Annotated in this window: 12 protein-coding genes; 3 read left to right on the top strand and 9 right to left on the bottom strand. The window is 42.7% G+C overall.

Annotated features, from left to right (window positions below; all coding sequences use genetic code 11):
- Window positions 1-327 precede the first annotated feature (327 nt).
- Window positions 328-1245 carry a DUF58 domain-containing protein gene (locus tag MgSA37_RS06110; RefSeq protein WP_096357302.1) on the top strand — a complete coding sequence of 306 codons (918 nt, stop codon included), beginning with the start codon at window positions 328-330 and terminating at the stop codon, window positions 1243-1245.
- Between the two features lie 159 nt (window positions 1246-1404).
- Window positions 1405-2871, top strand: coding sequence for a glycoside hydrolase family 130 protein (locus MgSA37_RS06105; protein ID WP_096350416.1), 1467 nt, complete (start codon window positions 1405-1407; stop codon window positions 2869-2871).
- Window positions 2872-2990: 119 nt separating this feature from the next.
- On the opposite strand, the gene MgSA37_RS06100 is transcribed toward MgSA37_RS06105, so the two are convergent.
- From MgSA37_RS06100 to MgSA37_RS06060, 9 genes are all read right to left on the bottom strand, one after another.
- Window positions 2991-3998, bottom strand: a complete 1008-nt coding sequence (locus MgSA37_RS06100) for a glycosyltransferase family 4 protein (protein WP_096350413.1) — start codon at window positions 3996-3998, stop codon at window positions 2991-2993.
- Window positions 3999-6275: a glycosyltransferase family 4 protein gene (locus tag MgSA37_RS06095; protein WP_096350411.1), complete on the bottom strand. Its 2277-nt coding sequence runs from the start codon at window positions 6273-6275 to the stop codon at window positions 3999-4001.
- Between the two features lie 241 nt (window positions 6276-6516).
- Entirely contained in the window at window positions 6517-7704 is a 1188-nt protein-coding gene (locus tag MgSA37_RS06090; protein WP_096350409.1) for an aspartate aminotransferase family protein, read from the bottom strand.
- Window positions 7705-7869: 165 nt separating this feature from the next.
- A complete protein-coding gene (locus MgSA37_RS06085; RefSeq protein WP_096350407.1) occupies window positions 7870-8382 on the bottom strand; it encodes a hypothetical protein in 513 nt (170 codons plus the stop codon).
- 9 nt (window positions 8383-8391) lie between these two features.
- Window positions 8392-9393, bottom strand: a complete 1002-nt coding sequence (locus MgSA37_RS06080; protein ID WP_157750468.1) for a hypothetical protein — start codon at window positions 9391-9393, stop codon at window positions 8392-8394.
- Window positions 9394-9457: 64 nt separating this feature from the next.
- Window positions 9458-10012, bottom strand: coding sequence for an RNA polymerase sigma factor (locus MgSA37_RS06075; protein WP_096350403.1), 555 nt, complete (start codon window positions 10010-10012; stop codon window positions 9458-9460).
- 57 nt (window positions 10013-10069) lie between these two features.
- On the bottom strand, window positions 10070-10531 hold the full coding sequence (gene bcp, locus MgSA37_RS06070) for a thioredoxin-dependent thiol peroxidase (protein ID WP_096350401.1): 462 nt from the start codon (window positions 10529-10531) through the stop codon (window positions 10070-10072).
- Window positions 10532-10534: 3 nt separating this feature from the next.
- Window positions 10535-12250, bottom strand: coding sequence for a M23 family metallopeptidase (locus tag MgSA37_RS06065; RefSeq protein WP_096350399.1), 1716 nt, complete (start codon window positions 12248-12250; stop codon window positions 10535-10537).
- Between the two features lie 2 nt (window positions 12251-12252).
- On the bottom strand, window positions 12253-12864 hold the full coding sequence (locus MgSA37_RS06060) for a fumarylacetoacetate hydrolase family protein (protein WP_096350397.1): 612 nt from the start codon (window positions 12862-12864) through the stop codon (window positions 12253-12255).
- Between the two features lie 172 nt (window positions 12865-13036).
- Here MgSA37_RS06060 and MgSA37_RS06055 point away from each other — a divergent pair, with 172 nt between their 5' ends.
- Window positions 13037-13441 carry a GxxExxY protein gene (locus MgSA37_RS06055; RefSeq protein ID WP_096350395.1) on the top strand — a complete coding sequence of 135 codons (405 nt, stop codon included), beginning with the start codon at window positions 13037-13039 and terminating at the stop codon, window positions 13439-13441.
- The last annotated feature ends 55 nt before the right edge of the window (window positions 13442-13496 follow it).

Genomic DNA, 13496 nt, shown 5'->3' with positions numbered 1-13496 from the left:
GGCGGACTAGCCTGCCTGCCGGCAGGCGTAGCAACGTCCGGGTGAGTCAACGGAGCGCGTTTATGAGCGCCATTGCCCGTTTAACTTAATGACATTGCCCCGCCAATGGGCGGGCTACCGCTTTGGAGAAACCAAATACCAGGGATAATTGCCACGTTAGTGGCTACCCTTCGCGAATTGGGTAGCCGCTGACGCGGCAAAAATAACGTTTGAACGTCGTGCTACAAAGCGGTAGTCCGCCACGTGGCGGAGCAAACGTTCTTTTATCTCGAACTCACGTTATTTAATGAAAACCCTGACGTAATCGATGCAATCAAAAAAAGTAATATGCAATTAAAGGAAGATCAGGAAATACGGCAATTGGCCAACCTTGAGCTGCTTGCACGCCAGGTTGTTGAGGGTTTTATTACCGGACTGCACCAAAGTCCGTTTCATGGTTTTTCTGTTGAGTTTGCTGAACACCGTTTGTATAACAGCGGCGAATCGGTAAAAAATATCGACTGGAAACTACTCGCCCGTACTGATAAACTTTTTGTTAAACAGTTTGAAGAGGAAACCAATCTCCGCTGTTATTTGCTGCTGGACACTTCTTCGTCCATGAATTTTCCGGAAAAAGGGATCAATAAACTTCAATTTTCCATTTACGCCATTGCATCACTGATGTACCTGTTTAAAAAACAGCGCGACGCTTTTGGGTTATGCACATTTTCAGATAAACTGGATGGGATCAGCCAGGTAAAATCAACCAATACACACTTGTTTTACCTGTATGCCGAACTTGAAAAAGCGTACAACCAACCTAAAGTAAATACCGCTACCAATATTACCAAAGTGCTGCACCAGGTTGCCGGGCAGATTCACCAGCGTTCAATGGTGATTATTTTCAGCGATATGCTCGAAAATAGCCTCAATCCCGAAAAATTGCAGGCACTATTTGCTGCGATACAGCACTTAAAATACAGTAAACACGAAGTGATTATTTTTAATGTGTGCGATAAGCAAAAAGAGCATGATTTTAACTTCGATAACCGGCCGCACCATTTCATTGATATCGAAAGCGGCGAGCAGGTAAAAGTACACCCCGGTAAAATAAGAGAATCCTACCAGTCGGCACTGCAAAAATACCACCACGAACTGGAGCTGAAATGCGCTCAATACCATATAGATATTATTGACGCCTTTATTGAAGACGGCTACCAACACGTTTTAAAAGAATACCTGATCAAAAGAAATAAGATGGTGTGAGGTTGTGAATGGTTGATTAGGTTAGATTGAGTTGATTAAGTTGTTAAAACTTGAAATATAACCACTCACTTAATCAACCTAATCTAACCTGATCAACTAAAATTAAATTACCGCAATCATTTCCGGAAAGTTTCCGTTAACTATATAAGTATAAAAAATATGAGACTTTTTGTTGAGCGTAAACCAATAAGAATAAACCCTGATCCGAAACGGGTTATCGCAAGATTTTTTTTTATCGGAAACGAACGTTCCAGGGAACTGATTAAAAGAGTAATGACCCTGGATGACGATACCGTATTTGGCATCGTCTCGCCATTATTACAGGAATATTCAAAGCGGCACCGGAATATAACCCGCGTTTTAGACCGCAATTGCAGTAAATTGAAGCCCCTTTTCAAGGAACTCAAAATAGATTATAAAAAACTAACTGATTACCGGAGACTGCTGGTGGGCTCCTATTTTACCCATGAATATTCGGTTGAATCTGCTGCCTTTTTTAATCCTTCGATAGTTGAAGACCCCGACCAGACAGAATTACAGGAAGGACATAAGAGGGTGATCATCAGTTTCAGAGCTGTTGGCGAGGGCCATATCTCATCCATAACCTTCAGGCGCGCCTTAATTGACCAGAACAATGAGATTACGGTACTGCCGGCAGGCAATTATATTGATGAGGCTGAAATTATCAGGAATGAGATTTATAATAAAAAATTATTTTTTGATAAGGCGGCCATCACACAAACAAACGTTTCTATATTGAAAGAACTGGAGTCGAAACTGGACCAGCATTTTGAATATTCAAGCCTTCGGCGGATCATCATTGATTCGCAAAAATTGCTGGGAAGCGATATAAAGAAATTTGAATATGATAAGATATTATGGCTGGCAGATTCCTACTACGAAATTGTTTTTTCGTTAGATACCGATATTTCCGACAGGGTTATATTCCCGATTTCCGAATTTGAACGTAAAGGAATTGAAGACGCACGTTTTGTAAGTTTCAGGAACGAGGATGGCAGCATCATTTATTATGCCACCTATACGGCATACGATGGATCGCTGATAATGCCGAAATTATTACAGACTACTGATTTTATTACCTTTAAAATGAAGCCTTTATATGGGGATGGAGCGCAAAATAAAAACCTGGCCCTGTTTCCCCGTAAAATAAACGGCAAATATGCTATGATCTCCCGCATCGATGGCTGCAATAATTTTATCATGTATTCTGATAATATCAATGTTTGGGAAACGCCGATCCTTTTGCAGGAGCCAAAATATACCTGGGAATTTATACAAATAGGTAATTGCGGTTCGCCCATTGAAACCGAACATGGATGGATAGTAATTACCCACGGTGTTGGCCCGATGCGCAGGTATGTGCTTGGGGCGAGCTTGTTAAAACTTGACGACCCGGCTGTTGAAATTGGCCGTTTAAAGGAGCCGCTGCTGGTACCCAACAGCGACGAACGCGAAGGTTATGTACCCAATGTACTCTATTCCTGCGGCTCCATTATTCATAATGGAAAACTGATCATTCCCTACGGTGTTTCTGATTCATCAACTGCTTTTGCAGAGGTTGACCTGGCCGATCTGATCAGCAAATTGATTTCAGACAAAGATTAGGGTAAGCCAAATTCTTTAGCCGCAAGCTGCTTTACGCTTACCGCCTCAGCATCTGCTGGTTTTGATGCAAGGCAAAGTGTAAAATATTTAATTGAAAACACAAAGATTGTACCTGCCAACTATTTAGCTAAAATCTTTTTATAAAGCTTTAAATAACCGTCCACCATTTTTTCAGCTGAAAACATGGTGGACGCCCAGGTTTGGCAAGCTTTACGTTGAATATACTTAAGGTTTTCAACTGCTTCAACCGCTTCTTCAATATTATTCACCAGAAATCCTGTTTTTTCATGCCGGATCAATTCGGGCATCGAACCCCGGTTAAAAGCGATCACCGGCGTACCGCAAAGCATCGCTTCAGCAACGCTCATACCAAACGGCTCATCAAAATTGATAGGATGGAGCAAAGCAAAAGCATTTTTTAAAAGCTCATTTCGTTGGTTCGATCCGGCGTTGCCCATATATACAATTGCCGGGCTCAGCTCCGGCTCTATCCGCTCTCTAAAGTAGGCATCATCCTGTACCAGGCCGGCAATAAGAAGTCTTCGTTTGCTTTTTTTAGCAATTGCGATGGCTTCGGCTGTGCCTTTATCAGGATGTATCCTGCCAAAATATAACAGGTAATCTTTCGGTTCGTTATTAAACTCAAAATGCTTAATATTTAACCCGTTATATACTGTGGCCAGGTACTGCAGCTCCGGGCTTCTGTCGGCATTACTGATGGAAACATAGTGCCCCACCGGGTTGTATTTTTTATACACCGGGATGATCCTGGGTGATGAAAAGCCATGTATAGTAGTAATGAACGGCGTTTTAACGAGTGCAGAATAGGTAAGCGGTAAAAAATCAAAGTTGTTGTGGATGATGTCAAAATCCCCGGCCCTTTCAACCAGGTTGCTAATGTGCATACACTCCAAAACTTTAGCGTCCTGTGTACGGTCCTCCTCATAACCTGTATCACAAACGCTGTAAAGCTTGCCGGCAGTTACCGAGTCGCCAGTAGCAAAAAGGGTAACATCAATACCCAGTTTTACCAGCCCCTCGGTAATATTTGATGCTACCTGCTCCCAGGGCCCGTAATGCCTGGGCGGTGTGCGCCAGGCAACGGGCGCTAATACAGCTACTTTCATTTAACAGGTTTCAAATAACTTACCGGTTTTGTTGTATTCATATTCCAGCTCAAATGCTTTTAATACGGTTAAATGCGACACCAGGTAAGCCAGGGTACTTTCGGCGCCCTGGTTGCGGTTGATACCGGTAGGTAATAACCCATCGCAGCAACCTTTTGTTTCGTGATCGTATAAAGGCGCCCGCAGCGTATTTTCGCCCAGGAACCATTTATAACTCAAAAACATTTTTTCAATATATTTTGGTGTGCGGAATATTTTATACGCCTGAAAATGCATCATCACCATCGCCATGGTTTCAATAGCCTGCTGGTCAAACGTAGGGAAGGTGCCGCCACGATAGTACCAGCCATCGTTACCAACAGGGCTTAAATACCCGTTTGACAGCGTTAATTTATCTAAAAAAGCCATTGTTTTTAAGGCAACTTCTTTGGCTTTTTCATTCCCGGTTATTTCACACGAGTGCAAAAGCGCCAATGGCAGTATACCATTGTCATAGGTCATTTTTTCTTCAAACCACTGCCATTCTTCCGATTGGTTATTTTCGTAAGCATCCAGCAAGGGCTGGGTTAACCTGTTAAGTTCATTTATCATTCCCTCATCCCCGGGTGTAACCTGAAGATATAAACTGATGCCGATAATGGTATTTGCCATCCCCCTTAAATGCGTTAATGCCTTAAAGTGCGGAAATGACCGCAGGAAAAGCTCCATTGCAAACTCCCGGTAGGAATTACTGGCTGCGCAACCTATTAAATAACCTAATGCCCATATGGTACGCCCGAAGGAATCTTCAGAACCCACCTCATCAAGGTATTGGCGGTTAAAACTCAAAAAGTTACGGAAGTTTCCACCATCCGTTTGCATGTAGTGGATAAAACTTAAATAAATAGGCAAAAGCTCAAACGCTTCCTTGCTTTTGTTACGCTGATAGGCCATCAGGGCCATAATCAACGCCCGGGAATTATCATCAAGGCAATACCCTTCCTTTAAATTAGGGATTCCATATTTGGCATGCTGAACAATACCGGTATCATCTGTTAAGCGCAGCACATGCGTTAAACTGAATTTCGGCATAATTTCAGGATCAACAATACTGTTTTTCAAAATTTTATCCCTGAAATCGTGATTAACGCAGGCCTCCTGGGCTACCCTTATAAATTCGGCGCCTATTACCGGCCAGCGTAAATGCAGCCCGTAGGCGTACGCATTTTTTTTAAGTTCGTTCAATAACCGCTCCTGGTCAAGCAGTTCGTTCACAATCTCCCCTAATGCTTCTGCGTTTTTAAAATCAAACAAACGCCCCCTGTTGTCAGCCAATAATTCGGTAGCATGCCAGTACGGTGTTGAAACTACTGCGGCCCCCGCCCCTACGGCATATGACAACGTGCCGCTGGTAATTTGCGCCTCGTTAAGGTACGGGGTTACATATACTTCGGCAGCAGTTAAATAATTTACCAATTCTTCCTCTGATACAAATTTATTGATAAAACTGAGGTGTTTGGATACGCCAAGCTGGGCGGCAAGCGTTTTTAAATGGTCGCGGTACTCTTCGCCTGAATTTTTAATTACGCCCGGATGGGTGTTGCCCAGCACAACATACATAACGTCGGGATGGTTGGCCACAATTTTAGGCAATGCCCTTATCACCGTTTCCAATCCCTTATTACGGCTTATAAGGCCAAACGTCAGCAAAACGCGGTGGTTTTTAAACTGGCTTAAATTTTTTACAGGATTATCTGCGCTGGCTTCCACATCCGGCACACCGTGTTCAATGATCTGAATTTTTTCGGCCGGGATATCATAAATACTGGTTAAAAATTCAACCGCACGATTGCTCATAACAATTATTTTTGACGATTGCTCGGCTATTTCCCTGATGATAATCCGCTGCACATAACTCGGATCTTTTAATACCGTGTGTAAAATGGAGATCAGCGGCTTCTCCAGGCGGTTGAGTAAGGGCAAAATGTAAATGCCGCTTTCGCCGCCATAAATGCCAAACTCATGCTCCAGGATACAAGTGTCGGCATCACTGGTATTGATATAATTTGCCGCGCGGATATAATCTTTCTGGTGATTTTGCCTGATGACATATTTAACTTCCGCAGGGTAATCGTATTCCTGCATATTCTCCGAATCGTTTAAAGCCACCACAAAACCGCCATTATGTAAAGCTTCTCTCCCGGGGAAGTTTGCGTTTACAGCACGCATTAAATTGTTGTTAAACGTAGCTATCCCGCATTCGCGGGGAGGATAGGTTGATATATATGCTATTTTCATATGATATAGATAGTTGTATTATAAGCACTCTTAATTTATTGTTTAATTACCTGACCCGAAAAATATCCAGTTATCGGCAAATAAAGGCAGTAACAAGGTCAAAAAGCGTTATTTTGCTGCGCTACGTATAGTAAACATTAATCATACCAATTTAATTAGAAGTAAAATTACCGGAAGAAAAACCCGGGAATTCATCTGCCGGCGGGAGCGGCATTATAAAAAGTATCCTAAAAACAGGATATTAACTGCACTGGTCCATAGCGTCCAGAATAACCCTGCACGCTTCCTCAATTTGTGCCGCGGTAATAATAAGCGGTGGCGCAATCCGCATGGCATTGCTGCAATGTAAAAACCAATCGGTTATTACGCCGTTTGCAATACAATGGTCGATTATTTTTTTATTAAGATCAAAACTTTCAAATTCAACCGCCAGCATCAGCCCTTTTCCGCGGATGCCTTTTATTTGAGGATGAACCAGCAGCTTTTTGAACAGCGCTTCTTTTTCGGCAACGGTGGCGATCAAATTTTTATCGATCAGCACCTCCAGTGCGGCAAGGCCTGCCGAGCAGCATACCGGGTGGCCACCAAACGTGGTAATATGGCCCAGTATCGGCTTTTCTTTTAGGGCCGACATGATGTGATGCGGCGCGATGAAAGCGCCCAGGGGCATCCCCCCGCCCATTGCCTTGGCAAGTAAAAGTATATCCGGCACTACACCAAAATGCTCAAACGCGAATAGTTTGCCGGTACGGCCAAAGGCGGCCTGGATCTCATCTAAAATTAAAAGTGTTCCCGTTTTATCACAACGTTTGCGCAAAGCCTGCAGGTAAGCTGTATCGGGCACCTGTATGCCCGCTTCGCCCTGCACCGTTTCAATAATTACGCATGCGGTTTCGTTATTGATCTGGTCCAGGTCAGCTATCTCATTAAACCGGATAAAATTCACTCCGGGCAATAAGGGCCGGTAGGCCTGCTTAAATTCCTCGTTACCCATTACGCTTAATGCACCATGGGTGCTGCCATGGTAAGAATGATGAAAAGCGATGATCTGCTGCCTGCCCGTAAACCTTTTGGCTAGTTTTAACGCCCCTTCAACTGCCTCCGAACCTGAATTTGTAAAATAAACCGATTGCAAATTAGCGGGTAATACGGAGATCAGTTTTTCGGCATAACGTACCTGCGGGGTTTGCACGTACTCGCCATACACCATCAGATGCATGTATTTGTCCAGTTGCTCCTTTATCGCATTGATCACATAAGGATGGCTATGACCCAGATTACTTACGCCGATACCCGAAATCAGGTCGATAAACGCCTTCCCCTGTTTATCGAACATATAAACACCTTCGGCACGCTCAAATTCAAGCAAAAGCGGAAAATCTGTTGTTTGGGCGTTATTGGCTAAAAATAACTGTCGGAGGGTGGGCATGTGCAAAAGTATTGAAAAGTCGGGAAGTCCGAAAGTCCGGAAAGTCCGAAAGAAATTATCGTCTAATTATTTATTGGCAAAAGCCCGTAAATCGGGCAAGGTAACGGGTAATTACACAATGCATCTTTCGGACTTTCGGACTTTACTGACTTTCGGACTCAAAAACTAATTTCCTGCCCTTATACTGCGCTCGCTTAACTGGCGAACCATTTCGTCGTTAAACTCTTTCTCGGCTTTATAAAGCTGGCTGATCTTTTCAGGGGGAAGGATCCTTAAAAATTCATCAAGGTAATGTTTCCTTATATTTACCAGTTCTGTTTCGTATTCCAGGTCTTTTTGTAATTGAACAGATCCATTCGGCGCATTAGGCGAGTTGTTTTGCCTCCGCATTATTCGAACAGCGGTCATATCCTGAACGTACTGGCGATACAAGGGCCAAAAAGCCCTTGCCTGCGGGCGGGTTAAATTAAGCTGCCTGCCGATATAAGACTCTTTAACACTTTCAAGCCTTCTGCCCGGCGTTGCAACCGGCCCTATTCTGGCGCCGGGCTGCCTCGGATTTACGTAAACAGGCCTGTAACGCCGCAACGGAACAGGTACAGGCTGCTGGCTAAAGCAATCAAAGCTAAAGGCCAGTATAAATAATATACCTAAGACATGTTTAACCAACTTTATCATTTCAGTATATTATTGAACACTATCCACATAATTTTGTAAGGCTTTTTTCAGGTCGGCGTCATTAACTTGTGACCCTTCTGTGGTAACTGTTTGCTGGGTATCACCGGGGTCAACATTCACCTGCAAATAGCTTTTAATGTCATCTATCGGCACACTTGATAATTGTTTGTGCAAAAACGAGCTTTTATGATCACCAGCAGGATTCGAAATTTCGGTTAAAAGTATTCCGCCGCCTATTGCTACGGCAAAACAAGCCGCGGTAGCATATTTAAAGGCAGTTGACTGGAACATTTTCCGCACCACTCCCCTGCGTTTAACAGTTTCCTGGTTAACGGTTTTATTTAAAATGTTTTGGTTTAATTTTTCAAAATAACCTTCAGGAACAGCAAATTGTGCCGATGTTTCTCCAGCAGCTTCCTCGATGGCAATCCGGCTTTGTATGTTGCTGGTTAGCACATCAAAATAACCTTCAGGAACGCCATAGCCGGCATCTTCCTTACCAATCGCTTCTTCAATCGCTATCCGGCTTTGTATATTGTGGGTTAGCTCATTAAAATAACCTTCAGGAACTGTTAATCCGGTATCTGCATTTGAAAGTACTTCCTCAATCGCAATCCGGCTTTGTATGTTGCCGGTTAACTCATCAAAATACCCCGCAGGTATTGTTAAACCCGCCTCATCTTTGCCTATCGCTTCTTCTAATGCTATCCGGCTTTGTATGTTATTTGCTAAATCATCAAAATAGCCTTCAGGCACGTTAAAACCCATCTCCTCATCCAGGGCAGCATCAATTGCTATCCTGCTTTGGATATTACCGGTTAGTTCTTCAAAATAGTTTCCGGGTACTGTGAAACCACCTTCGGGGGCATTGTTTTTTAGTTCTTCTAAGTTTTTACGCGACAAAACACGAGCCTCCAGGTCATCAAAATAACCGGCAGGCACTGTAAACGGATTAACGGGGTTAATCTGTTTAAGTGACATATAATTGTTCAGCCAATCTTTGTTTTCCATATCACTTTTCATCTCTTAACTGGTATAGATAGAACAAATGCCAAAAGGTTTAACATGTTGTAAATTAATCTTTCGATAATAAATGTGCTTCAATTTTTTTTACCGCCAAATGAAACGAAGCCTTCAGGGCGCCAACACTTGTGCCTACTATCTGCGAGATCTCCTCGTACTTTAAATCATCATAGTATTTCATATTAAATACCAGCCTTTGCTTTTCGGGCAGGGTCAATAAAGCTTCCTGCAGTTTCCTTTGCGCCGCGTCGCCGTTAAAATAGGTTGAATCTGCCAAAGTATCTGCCAGCTCATAAGCTACATCATCTATGGACACATTATTCTTTTGTTTTTTCTTATTCAAAAAAGTAATGCATTCATTGGTGGCAATCCGGTACATCCAGGTGTATAGCTGGGCATCGTTTCTAAACCCGGCAAGGTTTTTCCAAACCTTAATAAACACGTCCTGTGTCAGGTCATCGGCATCATCATGGTCAATAACCATTCGGCGTATATGCCAGTATATTTTTTGCTGATATTTTTTAAGCAGCATGTTAAATGCTGAATTCCGGGTTTTTTCGTCCTGGAACTTGCTTAATATCTCCGCGTCATCAACCTCTATTGGCATATTTTTCTGATCTCTTTTGTATTTATTAAATGCAAATATAAATTTTTAATACAAGCTTTACAGCAAAAGGTCGGTAACCTGCTGTGAAGCGTTTTTGGTATCCACTTTATCAATTACTTTTTTAATGTTCCCGTCCCCGCCAATAATAAAAGTTGTGCGGGCAGTGCCCATGTATTTACGGCCATACATATTTTTTTCAACCCAAACGCCATAGGCTTCAACTATGCTTTTATCAGCATCGGCAATCAGTGTAAACGGCAGGCTGTATTTGTTGACGAATTTTTTGTGCGATTTTTCATCATCCGTGCTCACGCCGATTACTTCAAACCCTTTGCCAAGCATAGATTGGTAATTATCCCTGAAACTGCAGGCCTCGGCAGTACAACCGGGGGTATCATCTTTCGGGTAAAAATATAGGATCACATTTTTGCCGCTATAATCCGCCAGTGAAACTGTATTGCCATTTTGGTCCTTTGCTGTAAATTCAGGGGCTTTGTCGCCTTCTTTTAATGTTGTCATATGTTATTTATAAAAATCAGCAGTAAAGTGCGAAGTATTATCCTTATTATCAATAACCGTTAAATCAAAACTATGTTTGCCGGGTGTAACATCCCCGGTAAAAGTATAGCGTAATATATGGGTTTTATAATCCCATTCCATTAACACCCATTTACCGTCAACTTTACCAATATAGGTTTTAATACCCGATAACCGGTCACCAATTTTTAAATATATACCCTTGTTAAGTTTCTTCGTCAGGCCCTTTTTTATATTAATGGGGATGATAAACGGGGGCTCGGTATCAACCTTTATAAAATATTCGCCAAAGGTACGGGCTTTTGCCTTTACATACCCATCTTCGCAGGTGCTGTTTTCGCAAGCACCGCCGGTGTTTACAATTACCGCTTTATTAGCATATTTCCCGATGGTACTATCAGGTTTTATCCAAAGGTCGTAGCTATCGTGCAGCGGGGTAAATTTATTATGGATAACATGGATGATGGAATAGGCGCCCGCCCTTTTTGGCAAGGTTGCATAGGTAAAATCCAGGTCATCATATAAAATACCGGGCGCTATCATCACTTTTAGCTTATCGTTGCTGTATTCATTGGGTTTATCATAATGAAACCGGATGCCCGGCGGGTTAATTGCGGCGGTTAGCTGTGCGCTGCTTGATTTTACATCCACGTTTAAAGTGGAGGTATTGCCCGCAACATCTTTAATAATATACTGTACATGGTGTACCGCGTCATCATTAAAATTAATTACGCCCCTGTTTACCGATTGCGGGTAGAGTGATATTTTACTACCCGGCAAGATAAAGCACTTTTGAACCCAGCGATGGGTTTTTAAAAATTCCGGGTAATCAATATAGGCATTAATGGCACGGGTTTGGTCAAAGGCAAAGCGTTCTACGGCAAAAGTATACACCGTTTTGCCGTCAACATTTAACACTGCGGAATAAATGCCGTTATGATTTGGTGAAGCGCTGGTAACATCGTTGGTGGTAATACCAAACCCTGTTGCACCGCCCACATTGATCACGACAGGTTTAGCTAACCTGTAGCTGCCGCTGCCACCGGTTACCGGGAAAAACTGGCGCGGTGTTTTCTCACTGAAGGGGCTGCCGTCCAGGTGGTATATGCTGATGCCATAAATAGTAGGCGGCACCCTGTCAGCTATGGTCAAGCCAAATAACTGAGGGTTAATCGTCTCTTCTGTTTTGGTATCCCTGATCTCGAAATGCAGGTGCGGCCCTTCCGAGGCCCCGGCATTGCCTGATAATGCGATCACATCACCCTGGCAAACCTGGATCTGCAAGGGCTGCAGTTTAAAATCAACCTCAAAACTTTGCTGCTGGTATTGCATTGCCCGCACTTGTTTTTCCATTTCGGGGCCAAAGCGTTCAATATGCCCGTAAACGGTGGTGTAGCCATTAGGGTGGGTAATGTATATAGCGTTACCGAAGCCGGCAACTTCCACCCTTAAACGGGATACATATCCATCAGCCGCGGCGTGTACCGGGAAACCCGTAGTTTGATTGGTTTTAAAATCAAGCCCTGAATGAAAATGGTTCGGCCTTAATTCGCCGAATGAGCCGGCCGTTACCGGGGGCAGGTCAAGCGGGTAACGGAAAAACCTTTGCGGATAGGGCCTGCTTTGGATAATATTTTGCGCAAAAAGACCTGCAGTTAAACAAAAAACGAGAAAAAATGCAGCTGTGATTTTTTTTACCATGCTTACTTAACGTAAAAATCAAGCATTTTTTCATCTTCCAGGTAACCTTCCAGCCGGTCGCCTATATTCACTTTGGCAACACCGGCAGGCGTACCGGTAAATATCAGGTCGCCTTTTTTCAGGGTGAAATATTTGGATACGAAAGCGATGATATATTCAAATGAAAAAAGCATGTACGATGTATTGCCCTGCTGCCGCGTTTGCCCGTTTACATCGAGCCTGAAATTCAGGTTTTTAAGATCAGCAAATTTTGATTTGGGTACAAACACGCTTACGGGCGCCGAGTTATCAAAACTTTTGGCCAGTTCCCAGGGTAAACCTTTTTCTTTATGGCGGGCCTGGATATCGCGGGCTGTAAAATCAACTCCTAATGCAATTTCCTCAAAATAATTGGGAGCAAATTTTTCGCTGATGTTTTTACCTTCTTTGCTGATCTTCAGCACCACCTCTATCTCGTGATGAATATCTTCCGAAAAATCAGGATGATAAAAGGGTTTATTCTCCCGCAACAGGGCAGTATCCGGTTTCATAAATATCACCGGCACACCAGGCACCGGGTTATTCAGCTCTTTGGCATGTTCGGCATAGTTACGGCCAATAGCAATTATTTTCATAGTGCAAAACTATGATTTTTATGTCTGAACTAAGATTCGTAGGATTAAATGATTGTAGGATTTTTTTATGAAAGGTTGAGATTTATTTGATACCGCTATCTGTTTTTGAATATATTTATCCCCCATTCAGGCATCTTAAAATCCTTTAATTCCACGAACCTCAGTTTAGACAATGCAATACGAAGACATAACGCACAAAATTATTGGCTCTGCAATGAAAGTTCACTCCACACTTGGCAATGGCTTTCAGGAGGTTATTTATCAGCGTGCGCTCGCAATTGAAATGGAAAAGCGGGGTTTGTGTTTTGGCCATGAAATAGAAATGTCCATTTTTTATGACAGCATTAACATTGGAACACGAAGAGTCGACTTTTTTGTTGACGAGAAAATAATGGTTGAGTTAAAGGCCGTTTCAACTTTAGATGATTTACACCTCGCGCAAGCGATGAACTATTTGGAGGCATACAATTTACCTATTGGATTATTGATAAACTTTGGGGGAAGAAGCCTGGAACACAAAAGAATTTACAATTATAAGCATCCGGAAAATGCAGGTTATCAAAAACGCCGGTTCTAATCCTTCAATTTTTAATCCTATAATCTTTAAATCCTACGAACGGCGAAGCCATCTT

This window comes from Mucilaginibacter gotjawali, from assembly GCF_002355435.1.
GTDB classification, from domain to species: domain Bacteria; phylum Bacteroidota; class Bacteroidia; order Sphingobacteriales; family Sphingobacteriaceae; genus Mucilaginibacter; species Mucilaginibacter gotjawali.
Note: the sequence above shows the minus strand (reverse complement) of the source record. Positions and strands in the feature narration are given on the sequence as shown.

Coding starts and splice junctions, on each gene's coding strand:
- MgSA37_RS06110 (WP_096357302.1), top strand. CDS start 328: ATGCAATTAAAGGAAGATCAGGAAATACGGCAATTGGCCAACCTTGAG.
- MgSA37_RS06105 (WP_096350416.1), top strand. CDS start 1,405: ATGAGACTTTTTGTTGAGCGTAAACCAATAAGAATAAACCCTGATCCG.
- MgSA37_RS06100 (WP_096350413.1), bottom strand. CDS start 3,998: ATGAAAGTAGCTGTATTAGCGCCCGTTGCCTGGCGCACACCGCCCAGG.
- MgSA37_RS06095 (WP_096350411.1), bottom strand. CDS start 6,275: ATGAAAATAGCATATATATCAACCTATCCTCCCCGCGAATGCGGGATA.
- MgSA37_RS06090 (WP_096350409.1), bottom strand. CDS start 7,704: ATGCCCACCCTCCGACAGTTATTTTTAGCCAATAACGCCCAAACAACA.
- MgSA37_RS06085 (WP_096350407.1), bottom strand. CDS start 8,382: ATGATAAAGTTGGTTAAACATGTCTTAGGTATATTATTTATACTGGCC.
- MgSA37_RS06080 (WP_157750468.1), bottom strand. CDS start 9,393: ATGGAAAACAAAGATTGGCTGAACAATTATATGTCACTTAAACAGATT.
- MgSA37_RS06075 (WP_096350403.1), bottom strand. CDS start 10,012: ATGCCAATAGAGGTTGATGACGCGGAGATATTAAGCAAGTTCCAGGAC.
- bcp (WP_096350401.1), bottom strand. CDS start 10,531: ATGACAACATTAAAAGAAGGCGACAAAGCCCCTGAATTTACAGCAAAG.
- MgSA37_RS06065 (WP_096350399.1), bottom strand. CDS start 12,250: ATGGTAAAAAAAATCACAGCTGCATTTTTTCTCGTTTTTTGTTTAACT.
- MgSA37_RS06060 (WP_096350397.1), bottom strand. CDS start 12,864: ATGAAAATAATTGCTATTGGCCGTAACTATGCCGAACATGCCAAAGAG.
- MgSA37_RS06055 (WP_096350395.1), top strand. CDS start 13,037: ATGCAATACGAAGACATAACGCACAAAATTATTGGCTCTGCAATGAAA.